The sequence below is a fragment of the Klebsiella sp. CN_Kp073 genome (genome assembly GCF_040065495.2).
GTDB classification, from domain to species: Bacteria; Pseudomonadota; Gammaproteobacteria; order Enterobacterales; family Enterobacteriaceae; genus Klebsiella; species Klebsiella aerogenes.
This window is the reverse complement of record NZ_CM198051.1, coordinates 2,866,655-2,885,304: the sequence shown is the minus strand read 5'-3', so window position 1 is coordinate 2,885,304 and position 18,650 is coordinate 2,866,655. Positions and strand designations below refer to the sequence as shown.

General features: G+C 54.4%; 18 protein-coding genes and 3 tRNA genes. 9 read left to right on the top strand and 12 right to left on the bottom strand.

Annotated elements, in window-relative coordinates; genetic code table 11:
* Positions 1–6: 6 nt before the first annotated feature.
* The 4 genes from hydA to ygeW all read right to left on the bottom strand — a co-directional run bounded on the left by hydA (position 7) and on the right by ygeW (position 5,186).
* Positions 7–1,413 (bottom strand): dihydropyrimidinase, encoded by a 1,407-nt coding sequence (hydA, locus tag ABLV66_RS13945; RefSeq protein ID WP_047042757.1) that lies wholly within the window; start codon positions 1,411–1,413, stop codon positions 7–9.
* A 51-nt stretch (positions 1,414–1,464) separates the two neighbouring features.
* Positions 1,465–2,676, bottom strand: a complete 1,212-nt coding sequence (locus ABLV66_RS13940) for a YgeY family selenium metabolism-linked hydrolase (protein WP_015705213.1) — start codon at positions 2,674–2,676, stop codon at positions 1,465–1,467.
* Positions 2,677–2,739: 63 nt separating this feature from the next.
* The gene (gene dpaL, locus ABLV66_RS13935; RefSeq protein ID WP_045392528.1) at positions 2,740–3,939 is read right to left on the bottom strand and encodes a diaminopropionate ammonia-lyase; all 1,200 of its coding nucleotides are present in this window, start codon (positions 3,937–3,939) and stop codon (positions 2,740–2,742) included.
* 59 nt (positions 3,940–3,998) lie between these two features.
* Positions 3,999–5,186: a knotted carbamoyltransferase YgeW gene (gene ygeW / locus ABLV66_RS13930; protein ID WP_015366901.1), complete on the bottom strand. Its 1,188-nt coding sequence runs from the start codon at positions 5,184–5,186 to the stop codon at positions 3,999–4,001.
* 486 nt (positions 5,187–5,672) lie between these two features.
* Here ygeW and ABLV66_RS13925 point away from each other — a divergent pair, with 486 nt between their 5' ends.
* The 4 genes from ABLV66_RS13925 to ABLV66_RS13910 all read left to right on the top strand — a co-directional run bounded on the left by ABLV66_RS13925 (position 5,673) and on the right by ABLV66_RS13910 (position 10,974).
* Positions 5,673–7,451, top strand: a complete 1,779-nt coding sequence (locus ABLV66_RS13925; protein WP_047042759.1) for a sigma-54 interaction domain-containing protein — start codon at positions 5,673–5,675, stop codon at positions 7,449–7,451.
* 280 nt (positions 7,452–7,731) lie between these two features.
* Complete coding sequence (locus tag ABLV66_RS13920) at positions 7,732–9,381, top strand: OFA family MFS transporter (protein WP_348877163.1); 1,650 nt, start codon at positions 7,732–7,734, stop codon at positions 9,379–9,381.
* Positions 9,382–9,529: 148 nt separating this feature from the next.
* Positions 9,530–10,165, top strand: a complete 636-nt coding sequence (locus tag ABLV66_RS13915) for a carbonic anhydrase (protein ID WP_015366898.1) — start codon at positions 9,530–9,532, stop codon at positions 10,163–10,165.
* Positions 10,166–10,317: 152 nt separating this feature from the next.
* Positions 10,318–10,974, top strand: coding sequence for a carboxymuconolactone decarboxylase family protein (locus ABLV66_RS13910; protein WP_045392519.1), 657 nt, complete (start codon positions 10,318–10,320; stop codon positions 10,972–10,974).
* Between the two features lie 156 nt (positions 10,975–11,130).
* On the opposite strand, the gene ABLV66_RS13905 is transcribed toward ABLV66_RS13910, so the two are convergent.
* On the bottom strand, positions 11,131–11,340 hold the full coding sequence (locus ABLV66_RS13905; RefSeq protein ID WP_015366896.1) for a YdgH/BhsA/McbA-like domain containing protein: 210 nt from the start codon (positions 11,338–11,340) through the stop codon (positions 11,131–11,133).
* A 298-nt stretch (positions 11,341–11,638) separates the two neighbouring features.
* Here ABLV66_RS13905 and ABLV66_RS13900 point away from each other — a divergent pair, with 298 nt between their 5' ends.
* A complete protein-coding gene (locus ABLV66_RS13900; protein WP_165430646.1) occupies positions 11,639–11,812 on the top strand; it encodes a hypothetical protein in 174 nt (57 codons plus the stop codon).
* Positions 11,813–11,833: 21 nt separating this feature from the next.
* Here the strand turns inward: ABLV66_RS13900 and ABLV66_RS13895 are convergent, their stop codons facing one another.
* The gene (locus ABLV66_RS13895; protein ID WP_045392516.1) at positions 11,834–12,187 is read right to left on the bottom strand and encodes an antibiotic biosynthesis monooxygenase family protein; all 354 of its coding nucleotides are present in this window, start codon (positions 12,185–12,187) and stop codon (positions 11,834–11,836) included.
* A 21-nt stretch (positions 12,188–12,208) separates the two neighbouring features.
* Positions 12,209–12,895: a B3/B4 domain-containing protein gene (locus ABLV66_RS13890; protein ID WP_348877164.1), complete on the bottom strand. Its 687-nt coding sequence runs from the start codon at positions 12,893–12,895 to the stop codon at positions 12,209–12,211.
* A 43-nt stretch (positions 12,896–12,938) separates the two neighbouring features.
* Here ABLV66_RS13890 and ABLV66_RS13885 point away from each other — a divergent pair, with 43 nt between their 5' ends.
* Both ABLV66_RS13885 and ABLV66_RS13880 read left to right on the top strand, forming a co-directional pair.
* Positions 12,939–13,541: a cupin domain-containing protein gene (locus ABLV66_RS13885; protein ID WP_348877165.1), complete on the top strand. Its 603-nt coding sequence runs from the start codon at positions 12,939–12,941 to the stop codon at positions 13,539–13,541.
* 101 nt (positions 13,542–13,642) lie between these two features.
* The gene (locus tag ABLV66_RS13880; protein WP_045392507.1) at positions 13,643–13,960 is read left to right on the top strand and encodes a putative quinol monooxygenase; all 318 of its coding nucleotides are present in this window, start codon (positions 13,643–13,645) and stop codon (positions 13,958–13,960) included.
* Positions 13,961–14,013: 53 nt separating this feature from the next.
* On the opposite strand, the gene ABLV66_RS13875 is transcribed toward ABLV66_RS13880, so the two are convergent.
* From ABLV66_RS13875 to ABLV66_RS13865, 3 genes are all read right to left on the bottom strand, one after another.
* Positions 14,014–14,090, bottom strand: a tRNA-Val gene (locus ABLV66_RS13875).
* Positions 14,091–14,093: 3 nt separating this feature from the next.
* Positions 14,094–14,170 (bottom strand) — tRNA-Val (locus tag ABLV66_RS13870).
* 3 nt (positions 14,171–14,173) lie between these two features.
* Positions 14,174–14,250 (bottom strand) — tRNA-Val (locus tag ABLV66_RS13865).
* 249 nt (positions 14,251–14,499) lie between these two features.
* On the opposite strand from ABLV66_RS13865, the gene ABLV66_RS13860 reads away from it, so the two are divergent.
* Complete coding sequence (locus ABLV66_RS13860) at positions 14,500–15,069, top strand: LOG family protein (protein WP_045392504.1); 570 nt, start codon at positions 14,500–14,502, stop codon at positions 15,067–15,069.
* 85 nt (positions 15,070–15,154) lie between these two features.
* Here the strand turns inward: ABLV66_RS13860 and mdtK are convergent, their stop codons facing one another.
* The gene (gene mdtK, locus ABLV66_RS13855) at positions 15,155–16,528 is read right to left on the bottom strand and encodes an MdtK family multidrug efflux MATE transporter (RefSeq protein WP_047064934.1); all 1,374 of its coding nucleotides are present in this window, start codon (positions 16,526–16,528) and stop codon (positions 15,155–15,157) included.
* 230 nt (positions 16,529–16,758) lie between these two features.
* Here mdtK and ABLV66_RS13850 point away from each other — a divergent pair, with 230 nt between their 5' ends.
* Positions 16,759–17,394 (top strand): riboflavin synthase, encoded by a 636-nt coding sequence (locus ABLV66_RS13850; RefSeq protein WP_015366888.1) that lies wholly within the window; start codon positions 16,759–16,761, stop codon positions 17,392–17,394.
* 51 nt (positions 17,395–17,445) lie between these two features.
* On the opposite strand, the gene cfa is transcribed toward ABLV66_RS13850, so the two are convergent.
* Entirely contained in the window at positions 17,446–18,594 is a 1,149-nt protein-coding gene (cfa, locus tag ABLV66_RS13845) for a cyclopropane fatty acyl phospholipid synthase (protein WP_045392498.1), read from the bottom strand.
* Between the last annotated feature and the right edge of the window lie 56 nt (positions 18,595–18,650).

Here is an 18,650-nt window from a genome sequence, read left to right as displayed (position 1 = left end):
CCTCACTTAAGATGTGGTTCCGCTGACCGGAAGGTGAGCGGTAGAAAAGGGGTCGCGGCGTAAAAAACGCCCCTGGCCAGCGCTGCCGGTGAAGGTGCCGTTATCGAAAATAACCCGGCCATGCGATAAGGTCTGGCGAATCGCGCCCTGGCAAATAAAGCCCTCCCAGGGCGAATAGTCGGCGTTGTCATGCAACATCTCATGGCGGATCGTGGTGGTGCGCTGCGGATCGATTATGACGACATCGCCGTCTGCGCCGGGTGCCAATAGTCCTTTTTTCGGCCACAGGCCAAATAGCTTCGCGGGGGTGGCGCTGGTGAGCGCGACGAAACGCTGCGGTGAGATCCGCCCGGTCATGACGCCGTGGGAAAACATGAGCAACAGGCGGTTTTCCACCCCAGGTAGGCCGTTCGGACAGCGGCTGAAATCGCCGCCGGAGAGCTGCTGGCGTTGGGCCATCGAGAAAGCGCAGTGATCGGTCGCCACCACGTCGATCGAGCCATCGGCGATACCGCACCACAGCGCATCATTGTTGCTGGCGTTGCGCAGCGGCGGGCTTAACAGATATCCCAGCGCGTCTTCGCGTTCATAGCACCGGTCGTCAAGCAGCAGATATTGCGGACAGGTTTCAATCCACACCGGCTGATGCCGCCGCTGGGCGAGACGCAGATAATCCAGCCCCAGGCCGTTGGAGAGATGAACGATATACAGCGGCGCATTGTCGGCGAGCTGGGCGAGGTTGATCATCCGCGCGATAGCCTCCGCTTCACACTCCAGCGGGCGGCTAAGGGCGTGGTAGCGCGGCGCGGTTTTGCCGGCCGCCAGAAATTCGGCCCGTTTACGGGCGATAGCGGCGTCGTTTTCCGGATGAACGGTGGTTAGCGCGCCGGCGCGGTGGAGATGGCGCATCGCCTGAAGCACTTCGTCATCGTTCAACTTATACTGGTAGGTCAGGTAGAGCTTGAAGCTGCTAATCCCGGCATCCACCATCATCGGGATTTCATCGAGGATGGCATGGTTGATATGCTGGATAACGCCGTGAAAACTGTAGTCGATCACCGCTTTGTAGGCGGCATATCCGTGATAGGCCTCTAGCTGGTGACGAAGGCGGCAGCCGGCGGGGCCGAAGCCCATATGGTCGACGATAGTGGTGGTACCGCCGCAGGCGGCGGCGCGGGTGCCGGTGAAGAAATCATCGCAGCTGCGGGCGTGCCCGGTATCGATATTAAAGTGAGTATGAACGTCAATGCCGCCGGGCATGACGTAGCAACCCGCGGCATCGATAGTCTGGCAAGGTTCGGTCGGGGTTATCCGTTCGGCGAGCTGGCTGACCAGGCCGTTTTCAATCAGCAGATCCTGTTTTGCCTGGCCGTCGGCGTTGACCACGATGCCGTTTTTAATCAGTACGCGCATAAAAACTCCAGACTCCCGCCGACGCGCGGCGGGAGGAATAACCGTACGAACTTACTCCGTTGCCAGCCAGCTCAGCGGGATTGCGGCGTACATCGCGGCGCAGGTCACCAGATGCTGTTTCCAGGTTTTTTCATTTGGCGCATGGGCTTCCGGCTCTTTACCCGGACCGAAACCGATAACCGGGATGCCGTGACGGCCCATGATGGAAACGCCGTTGGTGGAGAAGGTCCATTTGTCGACCACCGGCGCTTTACCGAACAGCCCTTCATAGGCGTTGCTGAGCGCGCGTACGGTGAAATGATCCTCTTCAACTTTCCAGGTCGGGAAGTAGCATTCCGTTGGATAAACCAGCCCGGTCCATGACGGGCGTTCATAGTTGTACATTGAGACCACGGCGCCAGCCTTCTGCACGGCAGGCAGGGCGCGGATCTCATCCAACGCGCCTTCCCAGGTTTCGCCCCAGGTCAGACGGCGGTCAATAGAGACCGCGCAGCTGTCGGCAACCGCGCAGCGGCTTGGCGAGGTGAAGAAAATTTCTGAAACGGTGAGGGTGCCTTTACCCAGGAATTCATCGTTGCCAAGGTTATGGGACAGCTCCTGCAGCTCGTTAAGAATCGGCCCCATTTTGAAAATGGCATTATCGCCGCGCTCCGGCGCCGAGCCGTGGCAGCTCACCCCCTGAACATCAACGCGAATCTCCATACGCCCGCGCTGACCGCGATAGATTTGGCAATCCGTCGGCTCGGTACTGACCACGAATTCCGGGCGAATGCCGGACTGCTCGATGATGTACTGCCAGCACAGACCGTCGCAATCTTCCTCCTGGACGGTACCGGTCACCAGCAGGGTATATTCATCTTCCAGACCGAGGTCCTTGATGATTTTTCCAGCGTAGACCATCGACGCCATCCCGCCTTCCTGGTCGGACGCGCCGCGTCCGCCGATCAGCTCATCGGTTTCCATCCCCTGGTAGGGGTCGAAGGTCCAGTTCTTGATGTTACCGATGCCGACGGTATCGATATGCGCGTCCATGGCGACCAGTCGCGGGCCGTGGCCGATATAGCCCAGCACGTTGCCCATCGGGTCGATCTCGACTTTATCGAAGCCGACTTTTTCCATCTCTTCTTTAATACGATGCACGACGCGTTTTTCGTCACAGCTTTCGCTGGGGATGGCGATCATATCGCGCAGGAAGCGGGTCATATCCTGCTGGTAGTGGTTTGCTTTTTCGACAATCAGTTTGAATGGAATGTGCTTAGCCATGAATTAACTCTCCGGTCCTGATTTCCCGCTTCGCGGGATGAATATGTTGAATAAATTGAACGTTTATTGTGCTGCCGGCAGCTTGCCTTCCCAGACGACCTCGCGGTAATGCTGCACGTCGGTGTCGCCTTCGGTGCTGATGACCAGCACCACGGAGTGGTTATCAAGCCCCAGTTTGTTCATCAGCGCCTGGCGCTGCGGATGGAAGTGGACGGCGGCCAGCGTCCCGAGCCCGACGGCGCCGGATTCCCCGGAGATAACCCGGTGATCATTGCCGACGGGATTACCGAGTACGCGCATACCGAGGGCGGCAACGGCATCCTGGCAGGAGATAAATTGGGTGGCGCAGTTGCGCAGGATTTCCCAGCCCAGCGGGTTAGGTTCGCCGCAGGCCAGTCCGGCCATGATGGTGGCCATGTCGCCGCCGACGTTGACGATGTCGCCTTTTACCCCGGAGCGATAGATGCAGTCCGCCAGTTCAGGTTCGACGATCACCGAGTGCAAATCGCGGGCGCCGAAGACGTCGACCAGATAGCCGAGCACGCCGCCTGCCATCGCGCCGACACCGGCCTGCAGGAAGACGTGGGTAGGGCGAGCAATGCCCATCGCCGCCATCTGTTCTACCGCTTCATCGGCGAGGGTGGCGTAACCTTGCATAATCCAGGTTGGGATTTTGGTGTAACCTTCCCATGCGGTGTCCTGTACCACTTCCCAGCCGTTTTTCTGCGCGGTTTGCATGGTAAAGCGCACGGTATCGTCGTAGTTCATATCGGTAACGATACATTCCGCGCCGAGGCGCAAAATGGCATCCACGCGTTCCTGCGCTGAACCTTTCGGCATGTATACCACCGCGTTTTGCCCTAGCTGCTGGGCGGCCCAGGCGACGCCGCGCCCGTGGTTGCCGTCGGTGGTAGTGGCGAAAGTCATCTTCTCTTTGATGGTGGATTTCAGGGTATCAAACGAGAAGGCGTTAATATCGAGACGGTATTTTTCACACAACAGCTGGGCGATGGCGTAGGCGCCGCCGAGCATTTTGAAGGCGTTGAGGCCAAAGCGCTGGGATTCATCTTTTACCAGGATGTTCTTTACGCCGAACAGCGCCGCCAGTTCCTTCAGGGCATATAGCGGCGTCGGTTGGTAACCGGCGATTTTTTGATGAAAATGACGCGCCTGTTGCGCCTGCTGACGGGAAAACAGCGGCGAGGTTTCACCGGTAAAGAAGCGGTTGTCGGCAATATCCATTTTCAGCGAAAAAGCAGACATATTCTGTCCTTATCCTTCTTTGGAGTCGGGGAAGCCGGCCCGCAGACCGGCTTGCGAGGTTATTTGATGCGTTTTTGCGCGTCCTGCAGCAGTTGCTCCAGCAACTGACCGGGTTTGGCATATTTGCGACAGAGGATCATGGCGGCGATGATGTACGGCTTCCAGCTGGCCTCTTTATAGGTGGCGATACGGTATTTTTCGAACACCGCTTCGGTGACTTCGCCTTCCTCGCAGGAGACGCCGGTAATATCCGCCGGCAGGCAGTGCATATACAGCGCGTCACCGTCTTTGGTGTGCTTCATCATCTCTTCGGTACAGTGCCAGTCTTTGTGATTGGCGTTCTGGGCGAGACAGGCTTTTTCCAATGCTTTCAGCCCGTCATGGTCGTTGGCGCGCAGTAGCTCGGTGCGCTGTTCCATCACTTTGTATGGCGCCCAGGATTTCGGGTAAACGATATCGGCGTCTTTAAAGGCTTCCGCCATATCGGTGACCTGACGGAAGCTGCCGCCGGATGCCGCGGCGTTTTTCTTCGCCACTTCGATAACATCCGGGATCAGATCGTAGCCTTCCGGATGGGCGAGGGTGACGTCCATACCGAAGCGGGTCATCAGACCGATGATCCCCTGCGGAACGGAAAGCGGTTTGCCGTAGCTGGGCGAGTAGGCCCAGGTCATGGCAATTTTTTTACCTTTCAGATTTTCCAGCGAGCCGAAGTGTTCACGCAGCCAGGCCAGATCGGCCATCGCCTGCGTCGGATGGTCGATGTCGCACTGCAGGTTTATTAATGCCGGGCGCTGCGGCAGTACGCCCTGTTTGTGGCCGTCATCCAGCGCTTCGCCGACTTCACGCATATAAGCGTTGCCGGCGCCGAGATACATATCGTCGCGGATACCGATGGCGTCAGCGCAGAAGGAGATCATATTGGCGGTTTCACGTACCGTTTCACCGTGGGCGATCTGCGACTTGCCTTCGTCGAGGTCCTGCTGCGCCAGGCCGAGCAGGTTTAACGCCGAGGCATAAGAGAAGCGGGTGCGGGTCGAGTTATCGCGAAAGACCGAAATACCCAGCCCGCTGTTAAAAACTTTGGTAGCGATGTTTTCCGCCCGCAGCGTTTTCAACGCCGCGGCGACATCCAGCACCTGCTTCAGCTCGTCCGGCGATTGCTCCCACGTCAGCAGGAAGTCTTTTTCATGCAGGTTGGAGTTGAGCTTATTGATATCCTTGATCAGTTCGTTAACAGTTTTCATATTTCGATCCTGGTAGTGAATGACGGCTTATTGATTGCTGTGCAGTCGAAATGACATTGATGTAAGTGGCGACGGCCAGCGCTGTATTACCACTAACAATAAGCGTGCCAGTTGTAATTCAGTCGCGGTGCGCGAGCGAAAAAGTCGGGAATTATGAGAGGCGGGTCACGAAAAATGGCTTATAACGGTCAATTGATAGAAATGAAATTCATTCGCCAGTTGTCACGATAAATTAAATTTGATCCATCAGACGATCGTGGATATCGTTCTGCGACGGTGATTTCGACACCAAAATGATAATTTTGGCCCGTGGATTATCATATTGAGAGGAAAATGTGATACCTCTTCCATATTTTCTTTAAGCCGTAAAAAAGCGCAGGGTTGGCACCTTTTTTCAAGTTGCGCAGCGGTAGTATGATAAACGCAGAATAAAAAGAGTCGATCTTCAGCTTTTCTCTTTCGGCTACTGATATTAAAAGGTCAATTATGATTCCCTCCAATTCTCTATCCGTTTTAATGCAGATTCAGCCAACGATTCAACGTTTTGCCCGCATGCTCTCCAGCGTGTTACAACTCGAGGTCGAGATTGTCGACAATACGCTGTGCCGCGTCGCCGGTACCGGCGCCTACGGTAAATTCCTGGGGCGAAAATTAAACACAGATTCGCGACTTTTACGTTACATAATAGAAACAAAAAAAGAAAAAGTCGTGACTCATTCGCGTTTTGACCCCTTGTGTAAGGGGTGTACCAATAAAGAGAACTGTAAAGAGAAGGCATTTCTGGGCACTCCGGTCATTTATCAGGAACAGTGTGTCGGGGTTATTAGCCTGGTCGCCCTAACTCGCGAGCAGCAGGAGCGCATTAATGACAACCTCCACGAGTTCTCAGATTATGTACGACACGTTTCTTCAATATTTGTCTCTCGCCTGTTAGAAGACCAGGGTGGGGGAGACAATATGCTCAAAATGTTTTCCACCATGATTGAAAACATGGATCAGGGCGTGCTGGTGGTTAGCCAGGATCAAAAAGTTAAATTTGCCAATCAGGCGGCAATGAAAATCCTTGGCGCGAATCACGGTAGTATGATTGGTAAAACTATTCATTTTCGTCCGCTGACTTTTGCGCAAAATTTTATTCGCGGCCACGTTCAGCACGTCATTTCTTTTGATGATAAGAAAGAGCTGATTATCGGCCAGCTGCACGCTATTCAGGATCAATGGCTGTTCTTAATGGCCTTCCATCAGTCGCATTCGTCGGCCGATCTGGCGCCGCCGCAGGATGGCCCGCAGATTGAACAGATGGTTGGCGAATGTCGGCCAATGCGTCAGCTGAAAAAACTGATTACCCGTGTGGCGCCAAGCCCGTCGAGCGTAATGATCGTCGGCGAAAGTGGAACCGGCAAAGAGGTGGTCGCTCGCGCGGTGCATAAGCTCAGCGACAGACAGGCAAAGCCTTTCATCGCCATCAACTGCGCGGCCATCCCCGAGCAGCTACTGGAGAGCGAGCTCTTTGGTTACGTCAAAGGCGCATTTACCGGGGCGTCGGCAAACGGCAAGACCGGGTTGATTCAGGCAGCTAATCACGGCACGCTGTTTCTCGATGAAATCGGCGACATGCCGTTAACCCTGCAGGCTAAGCTGCTGCGGGCGATTGAATCGCGCGAAATTCAGCCGGTGGGGGCGAGCCATCCGGTGCCGGTCGATATCCGCATTATTTCGGCCACTAACCAGAATCTTGAGCAGTTCATTGCCGAAGGCAAATTCCGCGAGGATTTGTTCTATCGGCTTAATGTCATCCCACTGCGCCTGCCGCCGCTGCGCGAGCGTCAGGATGATATCGAACTGCTGATTCACTATTTCCTGCACCTGCACACCCGGCGGCTGGAGCTGGTCTATCCCGGCGTGTCCCCGGAAGTTATCGCCTTACTGAAGAACTACCGTTGGCCAGGCAATATTCGCGAGCTGAGTAACCTGATGGAGTACCTGGTTAACGTGGTTCCCTCCGGTGAGGTGATCGATCTGTCGCTGTTGCCGCCAAATCTTATCAGCAGCGGCAAAGTCAACGAGCGTGAAAGCACCGGGGCGGCGCCAGCCAGCGTTGCGAAAGAAGAAGAGGGGGGAACGGCGCTGGAGGAGATGGAAAAGCAGATGATCCGCGATGCTTTGACGCGTTATAGCAATAAAAAGCAGGCCGCCGATGAACTCGGGATCGGCATTGCGACGCTATATCGTAAAATCAAAAAATATGAACTGGTCGGGGTTTGATAACCCGTATCACTCTGAGAGCAATGTTTATCAAAATCGCCGATCGTTATTGATCTGGCATGCATCACGCGCCGAATACCCGGAAAAGAGAAAATCACTACCGATGATTTTCTCTTTTTTTTACAGCTTTCAACTCCTCCCTCATGGCTTAACTGTTCTGCTTGCTCGCTTCAGTCACCATTTTCTGTTCGTTTTTTCAGCAGGTGGCATTGTTCTTGCCTTTACCGTTTGCCATCGGCTGCTGCGATAGCCGGCAAACAAACATGATAAGGACAGGAACATGGTGCAGATAAATGAGAATCTCGTGACTCCGCCCGTTTCATCGTTGAGTCGTTTTTTTGCTAAGCCCCGCATTATTGCTAAACCTGGATTTAACCGCTGGTTGGTCCCACCGGCGGCGCTGGCGGTGCATTTGTGCATTGGTATGGCCTACGGCTTTTCAATCTACTGGCTGCCAATGTCGCAACTGATCGGCGGCAGCGCGCCGCTGCAGTGTCCGGTCGATATGTCATTCTGGCAGCAACTGGTTACCCGCCAGTGCGACTGGAAAATTTCCCTGCTTGGCTGGACCTATACGCTGTTCTTCGTTTTTCTCGGCTGCTCCGCGGCGCTCTGGGGGAGCTGGCTGGAGAAGGTTGGCCCGCGTCTGGTGAGTTTCGTTGCAACCCTTTGCTGGTGTGGCGGCCTGCTGCTGGCGAGCGCGGCAATCTATTTTCATCAGCTGTGGCTACTGTGGTTGGGCGCCGGGGTGATTGGCGGCATTGGCCTGGGGCTTGGCTATATTTCGCCGGTCTCAACGCTGTTGCGCTGGTTTCCCGATAAGCGGGGGATGGCCGCGGGAATGGCGATCATGGGCTTCGGCGGCGGGGCGCTGGTGGGGGCGCCGCTGGCGAATTGGCTGATTAATTTTTTCGCCGATGGTCAGGAAAGTGGGGTATGGCAAAGCATTCTGGCGCTGGCGGTGATTTATGCGCTGTTTATGCTCTGTGGGACATTCGGCTATCGCCTGCCACCGATGGGCTGGCATCCGCGCGGCGCGAAAGCGCAGCAAGTCATCGGCAAACAGCCAACCATTCAGGTTCACGTCAGCGTCGCGTGGCGCACTCCGCAGTTCTGGCTGCTGTGGCTGGTGCTGTGGCTTAACGTTACCGCCGGGATCGGCATTCTCGGCATGGCCTCGCCGATGCTGCAGGAGATTTTTGCCGGTAAGTTACTATCGCTGGATCTGGGCTGGCAGGAACTTAATACAGAACAGCTGAAGCGTATCGCGACGATGGCGGCGGGATTTACCGGCCTGCTCAGCCTGTTTAATATTCTGGGGCGCTTTTTCTGGGCTTCTGTTTCCGATATGTGCGGTAGGAAGGTCACCTTCGCGCTGATCTTCTTTCTGGGAACCCTACTTTACGGCACGCTGCCGCTCATTAACCACGGCGGCTACGTGGCGTTTTTTGTCTGTGCGCTTTGCGTGATTATCTCTATGTACGGCGGCGGGTTCGCGACCATCCCGGCATATCTCGCCGATGTATTTGGCTCACAAATGGTTGGCGCGATCCATGGCCGTCTGCTGACTGCCTGGTCGGCGGCGGGGATCAGCGGCCCGGTGCTGGTCAACTATTTGCGTGAATACCAGCTGGCGCAAGGCGTGGAACCCGCGAGAATATATGACATCACGCTGCTGGCGTTGACCGGGTTGCTTATCATCGGCTTTATTTGTAATCAGCTGGTTCGGCCGATTTCGCAGAAATATGCCATGACCGCGGAGCAACAGCAGCAGGCGAGGGGCCTGTATACTATCAATAAAGACGCGCAGCTGAGCTGGGAACCGACGCCCGCGCCGCTGCTGCTGACGCTAAGCTGGCTGGCGGTCGGCATACCCTTGCTGTGGGGGATGGGGACCACCTTGCAACAAGCGGTGAAGTTCTTGATGTAGACCCACAGAGGTAAGCACCCAAAGGAGAGGTTGGGTGCTTATTGTGCAGCTATTACCAATAACGATTCCCATTCTGCGCTTCGGTGATACACTAACTAAATGTGATCTTTGTCATATCGTAATTACTACAGAGAAAAGAGACACTGCTATGCAACATATCATTGAGGGCTTCCTCAACTTCCAGAAAGAGATTTTCCCGCAACGCAAAGAGCTCTTCCGCAGCCTGGCGTCGAGCCAGAATCCTAAAGCGTTGTTCATCTCTTGTTCCGATAGCCGCCTGGTTCCGGAACTGGTTACCCAGCAGGAACCTGGGCAGCTGTTCGTTATTCGTAATGCCGGTAATATTGTGCCCTCATTTGGACCGGAGCCGGGCGGCGTGTCTGCCACCATTGAATATGCCGTTGTCGCCCTTGGCGTGACGGATATTGTTATCTGCGGTCACTCCAACTGCGGCGCGATGAAAGCCATCGCCACCTGCCAATGTCTGGAACCAATGCCTGCCGTTTCCCACTGGTTGCGCTACTCCGACGCGGCGAAAGCGGTGGTTGAGAAGAAAACCTGGGCCAGTGAAACCGATAAAGTGAACGGTATGGTGCAGGAAAACGTCATTGCCCAGTTGAACAACATTAAAACGCATCCATCGGTCGCGGTTGGCCTGCGTGACAAAACCCTGCGTCTGCACGGCTGGTTCTATGATATCGAAAGCGGCGATATTCGCGCGCTGGATAAAGACACCAAAACCTTCGTTTCATTGTCGGAAAACCCGGAAGTCTACTTCGAATAATATCCCCCAGGGCAAGGAAGCCCTGAGCATCGTAATAGATAATTCATGAGCCCATCTCATAGGTCTGTTCGTTAACACCTGGCTAATCAACGCCCTGCCAAGTTTCTATAATCCTCTTCTCCTGTCGATACTTTCCGCTTGGAGAACAAACGATGCAAAACCCATTGAACGCGCGCCAACAGGCGCTGATCCCGGTTGGCGCCCTGGCCGCTGAAGGCAATATTGCGGCATTGGCCCCGGCGCTGGAGACCGCGCTTGATATCGGCCTGACAATAAATGAATTAAAAGAGACGCTGGTGCAGTTGTATGCCTACTGCGGCTTTCCGCGGAGCCTGAATGCGCTCTCCTGCCTGATGAGGGTGATAACCGAGCGCCAGGCGCGAGGCGTTATTGATAACGAGGGGGCGACAGCGACCCCGTTACCGGAGAACTGGGATAGCCTGCAGGCCGGTAGCCGTAATCAGACACAACTGGTAGGGCAAACGGTCAGCGGACCGCTATTTGATTTTGCGCCGGCCATTGACTGCTATCTGAAGGCACATCTGTTTGGCGATATTTTCCAGCGTGACGTTCTGGATTGGTCGACGCGCGAGCTGGCGACGATCTCAATGCTGGCAGCGCTATCCGGCGTGGAAAGCCAGCTGAAGAGCCATTACGCGATTAGCCTGCACAACGGCCTGACGGCGCAGCAGCTGCGCGGATTTATTAACGTGTTGGCGACAAAAGTCAGCGCTGGGATAGCGGATAAGGCCTCGGTGGTGCTGGAACAAGTGGTTATTGAGCAGCAGCAGGATGGAAAAGGCGTTTAATGGCTGCGGTCTCTTCCAGCCGGTTGAATCATTGGCGGAGAGTACATCTCATTAATGGTTGGAAGAGGTGAACGACGGAGGGGACAACAACATTGTCTACGCTAAAAAGCAGCGCGGCGCGCCAGAGAGAATGTCTGACGCGCCATGCTCGCACTATTATTTGCTCAGTTCGGCAGTCATATAGACGCGGTTATTGAACTGGGCGCTGGTGATTTTATAAGACGCGCCTTGCTCTGCAGCCTGCGCGGCAATTTTCGCTTCCGCACGGTCGAGGGTCGAAGCGGTTGCCGTCACGCTCTGCGCGAAAGCACCGAATGACATCAGGGACAGAACGGTAACAGCAGCAAAAGTTTTGATGGATTTCATGGTCATATTCCTTAAATTTTTTGTTTGGGGAGGAGCACTGTTGCTCCGATGTGATAAGAATAGAACCAATGCCGGTTGTTTAAAATCGAAACAATTTGCGTATTTCATTCAAAATTTATGATCAATATTGGCGGCGAATGTTTATCTGAAACGGAGGCGGGGATGATAGGGCGGGCTGATAGGGTGGCGGCTTTACAAAGCCACACAAATGTTGAAGGAACTTGCCGTAAAGCGTGCTACTCTCTATCTGAAGTTGTTGAATTTACTACGGAATGGTTAACGCCTGAAGGAGAACGCTATGGTAATGACCACGCTATCCCCCTTAGTAGTGACGCGTTGGAGTGAAAGCCCGGCGGTGCAGGAACTACAAGATACCCAATTGCTGCGGCCTTGGGCAAAAGCCACCGCCTGCTGTCGTAGCAAGAAAGCCTGGAAGAGGCGTTATGTCACTCGCCAGAAACAGGCCGAATAAACCGAAACGGTATTTGCCGGTCTATTCCTGGTGTTGCGGTTGATAGCGTAGTGGATACTCCGCAAGTGGATGGGGCAGGTTCATATTATGGCTGCCCTCAATCTCGGCAACGATGGTTTGATAACCGGCAATCCAGCGTTGCCCCTGCGCTTTAGCCTGCTGGTGTTGCAGATGGTTCATCATCATTTCCATAGACTGTCGGTCACGCCAGTAGTAATTATTGATGATTCTGCCGCTGGCGGCATCATGATAGCTCTCCATCCCGATAAACCCTTCTAGCGACCGGGTGTAGCGTTCGATTACGCCGTCCAGTTGATAAAAGTCGTCGTCGTACTCTTTCTTCTGGAAGATAAAACTGGTTAAAAATAGTGACATCGCCTGCTCCTGTGCCTGCCTTTACAGACTGATTAACGTGGACTGGTGACTCAGGCCGGGCATCATCTGCTCCAGTCCCTCGGTAAGCATCCGCCCGGCCTCATGCAGCGCTTCGAACGGCATTTCCGGCAGGCTTTCCAGAATAAACCACATCTGCGGGTCGCGAGCGCTCAGACGGGTGCGAACTCCCTGTCGCCAGTTCCAGCGGCGGCAGGTAACGCCGCGATCGTCACGCCAAATGACTTCTCCCGGCTCCGCTGATTCAACGGCGGCTAAGCCTTCCTTCATCGTATCAAAAAGCTCAGAACCGTCGGCGATAACCAGACGCGGCGCGCCGCAATAGGCGGCGATGTTCTCCCCCCCGACCGGAACGGCATACCGCAGGCTGACGGCATTGTAGAGGTCAACGACCGGGTCAATTGCCGGCATGGCGCCCTCGCGCAGTACGCGTTTACGCAACGCCTCCGCGGAGCAGGGCGTGCGTTTTGGCTTAGCGCCAAACGCTTTGAATACCGTAGACCAGGCCGCGAGATGATCTTCCGCCCAGGCGGGCTGTCCGGCTAATACCGCCTGACAGGCTGTGGCCAGCGCGGCTTCACCGATAGAAGCATCACGTAGCGGCGCAGCGTTGACGGTAATACTCAGCGCCCGAAACCCCGGGGCGATCGCGGCTAACTGTGGGCTAATTGACGGTAATGGGTGAGACATTGCATAATCCTGTAACGACTGATTTAGAGCATAATATCGACCGATGAACGACAAAGTCAATATAACGACCGATAATAGCAACGATCTAAGCCGCATTAATGAGGCGGTATCGCGGCGTATTAAGCAGTTTCGACGCGAAAAGAAGATCTCTCTCGACGAGCTTTCCCGTCGCGCAGGCGTCAGTAAAGGGATGTTGGTGGATATCGAAGGGTGTCGGGCGAATCCCAGTATCGCGATGTTGTGCAAAATCGCTGCGGCGATGGGGGTGTCGGTGGCGGAGTTTGTCAACGTCGCCAGTGAACCGATGGTCCATCTTATCGACCGTGACGCAATTCCGATATTATGGCGCGGCGAGCAGGGCGGCAGCGCCAGACTGCTGGCCGGCACCAGCGGACCGGATATGCTTGAGCTCTGGCAGTGGCGGATGCTGCCTGGCGAATCGTTCCGTTCGCCGGGGCACCCGGCCGACACCTACGAACTGCTATACGTGACCGAGGGGCAGCTCACCCTGACGGTGAATAATGACCAATATCAGGTGGCAGAGGGATGTTCTGCGGTAGCGCGTACTGATGCGCCGCATGAATATTGTAATGTTAGCCAGTTGCCCGTCGTCTTTACCATGACGGTGTATGAGAAAGGGCGCTGACGCGGACTCTGGCGTAATTCTGGCTTCACCACTACGCTCAATAATTCACTCCCTGGATAGAGATAGTATCCAGGGGAACGCGGTGAGCCAGAGGAAGCCTTATGAGTGAAGTCAAAATTGTTGCCACGCTGACCCCTTATCCTGAATATATCGATACCATCAGAAATGCGGCATTAGCCATGGTGCCGCCGACGCACAGAGAAGCAGGGTGCCTGCAATACGACCTGCACGAAAGCCGGGAGATCCCTGATGTCAGGCAGCTTTCCCAACAAGGAAAGATCTCATTTGTGTTTATTGAGCGTTGGCGTTCGGAAGACGATCTGAAACAGCACGTTGCGATGCCCTATCATGATGATTTTCTGGCGATACTGGACGGTAAACTGGAGAGTATTCAGGTACAGCGATTGATGGCGTTGTAGATAAAAGCAAGGGGAAAAAAGAGGAGTGCGCACCAAATCAATAATGATTGAAATGGTGCGTCCGAGTGGACTCGAACCACCGACCCCCACCATGTCAAGGTGGTGCTCTAACCAACTGAGCTACGGACGCAAATGGTGCGTTTAATTGGACTCGAACCAACGACCCCCACCATGTCAAGGTGGTGCTCTAACCAACTGAGCTATAAACGCAAATGGTGCGTTCAATTGGACTCGAACCAACGACCCCCACCATGTCAAGGTGGTGCTCTAACCAACTGAGCTATGAACGCAATGTTGTGGTGACAACGGGGACGCATATTAACGGCAGGGAGGCCATGTGGCAAGAGGCAAACGTCACTTTTCTTGCAGAATAGACGCGTTTGCAGAACTTTTATCCATGTCGCACATATTTTACTGATGATAAAGGATATTTCTTCAGCAATATCCCGCTTCGTTGCGTTTTTCTGCCCGGATTGGCAGGGGAGACGCTCACCGACTTTATGCTAGAGTGTGCGGCAAATAAACGACGGAGCGCGGTAATGAAAGCAATTGGCATTTTTTGTGGTTCTTCTACCGGGGAAAACCCGATTTATCAGGTTTACGCGCAACAGGTTGGCAAGGCGCTGGCGCAAGCCGGGGTGGAGCTCGTGTATGGCGGCGGCAAAGTGGGACTCATGGGCGCCGTGGCAGACGCGGCATTAGAACACGGCGGGCGGGTCATTGGCGTGATGCCGCGCGGGCTGGTGGAGCGCGAAATTGCGCATAGCGGATTAAGCGAGCTGCATGTCGTTGAGAATATGCATGAGCGTAAAAACAAAATGTCGCTGCTGGCGGACGGCTTCATTGCCATGCCGGGCGGAGCCGGAACGCTGGAAGAAATTTTTGAACAGTGGACCTGGGCGCAGCTCGGTATTCATGAAAAACCCTGTGCTTTTCTGAATGTGAACGGCTATTACAATCCGCTGCAGGCGATGGCGGAAAAAATGGCCGCCGAAGGGTTTATGCACCGCCGCTATGCTGAGATGCTGACTTTTAGCGATGATGTGCAGGAGATTTTGACCGCATTCCACCGCTATGAGCCGCCGCAGCGCAAATGGCTTGCGAAGTAGCGCTATTTTTAAGTCGATTTATTATTTAACGCCAAAAAAAGGGCAAACCGCGTCAACGGCTTGCCCTTTTATTTAGCATTTTTGGTTAGCGCGCTGCGCGCTGCAGGATAATGCTGGACGGCTGACGCTGCAGGAAGCGCATGCGCAGCATCATCATGATGGCAGCGGAGGTCAGGCCGATGATAAAGCCGCACCAGAAGCCCGCAGGCCCCATCCGCGGCACCACAATATCGGTCAGCGCCAGCAGATAACCGCTTGGCAGCCCCAGTACCCAGTAAGCGGTGAAGGTAATAAAGAAGATCGACCGCGTATCTTTATAACCGCGCAGAATACCGCTGCCGATCACCTGAATGGAGTCGGAAATCTGATAAATCGCCGCCAGCAGCATCAGCTGTGAGGCCAGTAGCACCACCTCAGGGTTATCGTTGTACAGCAGGGCAATCTGCTTACGCATCAGGATCGTGAAAATCGCGGTGATCATTGCCATGCAGACGCCCACGCCGACGCCGGTACGCGCGGAGGTCTGGGCATCCAGCGTCGAGCCCTGGCCGAGACGAAAGCCAACGCGAATGGTCACCGCCGCCGCCAGCGAGAGCGGAAGAACGAACATCAGCGAACTGAAGTTGAGCGCGATTTGATGCCCTGCGACATCGATAATTCCCAATGGCGAAACCAGCAGCGCCACAACTGCGAACAGCGTGACTTCAAAAAACAGCGCCAGCGCGATTGGCAACCCCAGCTGTACCAGCCGTTTTAATACCGAAAAATCAGGTTTACTGAAACGCTCAGCGCAGCGGATATCGCGCATTGAGCGCGCGCGGCGTACCCAGGTCAGCATGCTGGCAAACATGACCCAGTAGACCGAGGCGGTCGCGACCCCGCAGCCGATACCGCCAAGCTCCGGCATGCCGAAATGACCATAGATAAAAATGTAGTTCACAGGAATGTTGACCAGCAGGCCGATAAAACCCATCACCATTCCGGGTTTGGTTTTTGCCAGCCCTTCGCACTGGTTACGCGCAACCTGGAAAAACAGATATCCCGGCGCTCCCCACAGCAGCGCACGCAGATACCCCACCGCTTTGTCGGCAAGCTGTGGGTCGATGTTGTGCATCGAGCTAATGATATAGCCTGCGTTCCACAGCACCACCATCACCAGTACGGAGACAAAGCCCGCCAGCCAAAAGCCCTGGCGTACCTGCTGGGCGATACGATCGCGGCGGCCGGAGCCATTGAGTTGGGCGATAACCGGCGTTAGCGCCAGCAGCAGACCGTGGCCAAACAGGATGGCAGGTAGCCAGATCGAGGTGCCGATAGCCACGGCGGCCATATCGGTTGCGCTATAGCCGCCGGCCATCACCGTATCGACAAAACCCATCGCCGTCTGGGCGACCTGCGCCAGAATGACCGGGATAGCCAATGCTAATAACTGACGCGCTTCTATAAAGTACTTCTGCACGTGAACACCTTTATATTGTTGTTATTTTGAGACTAAAAAAGCCGCCTTAAATGGCAGCAAGAAGAAAAAACAGGAGGAATTTCCAGTCTATTGTAGCGAGGATTAGCCATTAAGCCAGTGAAAAAATGGTGGGGGCACGATGCGCGCTGGCAACCTGTTTGGCCAACTGTTATTGTTCCGCGTATATATAACGGTAATGATACCGTCACGATTCTCAACAGGAGCAAAGTATGTTTACTGGTATTGTACAGGGGACTGCGAAAGTGGTGTCCATCGATGAGAAACCGAATTTCCGCACCCACGTGGTGGAGCTGCCGGCGCATATGCTCGACGGCCTGGAGACCGGTGCTTCGGTGGCGCACAATGGCTGTTGCCTGACCGTTACCGAAATTGACGGCCCGCGAATCAGCTTTGATTTGATGAAAGAGACGCTGCGGATCACCAACCTTGGCGCTATCCATGAAGGCGATATGGTCAACGTTGAGCGAGCGGCGAAATTCAGTGATGAAATCGGCGGCCATTTGATGTCCGGCCATATTATGACCACCGCCGAAGTCGTTAAAATCCTCACCTCGGAAAACAATCGCCAGATTTGGTTTAAGGTACAGGACCCGGCGCTGATGAAATATATCCTGTATAAAGGGTTCATTGGCGTGGACGGTATTAGCCTGACGGTTGGCGAGGTGACCCCGACTCGTTTCTGCGTGCATCTTATTCCGGAAACGCTGCAGCGCACCACGCTTGGGGTGAAAAAACTCGGCGATAAAGTAAATATCGAAATCGATCCGCAAACTCAGGCGGTGGTGGATACCGTGGAACGCGTGCTGGCGGCAAAAGAAGCGGCGCAAAAAAGCGCGGAAGAATAATAAAAAAGCCCCCGCAGAAATACATTTCTACGGGGGCTTTTTTTAGCGAGTCTAGCGGGCTACGCGCAGGCCATGTTCAACACCGCGCGAGAAGACGACTTGCCAGAGCTGAATGTCGCGGGCGCGGAAAGCACCCGCGCAGGCATTCAGATAATAGGTAAACATGCGTTTGAAACGGTCCGAATAGTTATCGGCAATATCCGGCCAACTGGCAAGGAAACGCTCGTACCAGGCCATCAAGGTGGTGTCATAATCGGCGCCAAAGTTATGCCAATCTTCCATCACAAAATGCTTCTCGCTGGCATCGGCGATATGGCGTACCGACGGCAGGCAACCATTAGGGAATATATATTTATTAATCCACGGATCGACGTTGTGATCGGTAATTTTTGAGCCAATGGTGTGCAGCAGAAAACGACCGTTTGGTTTTAAATTACGATCGACAACTTCAAAATAAGTGGCGTAATTTTTAGGCCCTACGTGCTCGAACATCCCGACGGAGACGATGCGGTCAAAACTTTCGTGGAGATCGCGATAGTCCTGCAGCAGAATATTGACATCTAATCCCGCGCAACGCTCTTGCGCCATTTTTTGTTGTTCAGCCGAAATGGTCACGCCCGTCACGCTGACGTTATAGTTTTTGGCCATGTAATAGGCCAACCCACCCCAACCGCAACCGATATCCAGCACTTTCATTCCCGGCTCAAGCTGCAGTTTGCGACAAATAAGATCTAATTTATCCTGCTGCGCCTGCTCCAGATTTTCGGCCTCTTTCCAGTATCCGCAGGAATATTGCATATAGGGATCGAGCATGCGGTGGAAAAGGTCGTTGCCTAAATCGTAGTGTTCTTTACCAACAATCCAGGCGCGTTTTTTGCTTTGCAGATTGAACAGACGAGCGCCAGCGATACGAAGCGTATCTTTGAAGTGGCGGGGGAGTTGCTTATCCAGCCCGGCGCGCAATACCTTGTGAAAGAATATATCCAGGCGTTCGCATTCCCACCAGCCGTCCATATAGCTTTCGCCTAATCCGAGAGACCCTTCCTGTAACACGCGTTTAAAAAAGAGCGGGTTTTTTACCCGGATATCGGAGGGTGCGGAACCATTGATTTCAATTCCGGCACGGCCCAATAATTCAGCTGCAATCCGGTACCAATCATCGTTTGGTACACTTACTTCTTCTATACACGATGAACTCATAGCTTCTCCATCACGCCCAAGTGATCAGAACCTTAAAACAGCGTAGACGCTTTTTT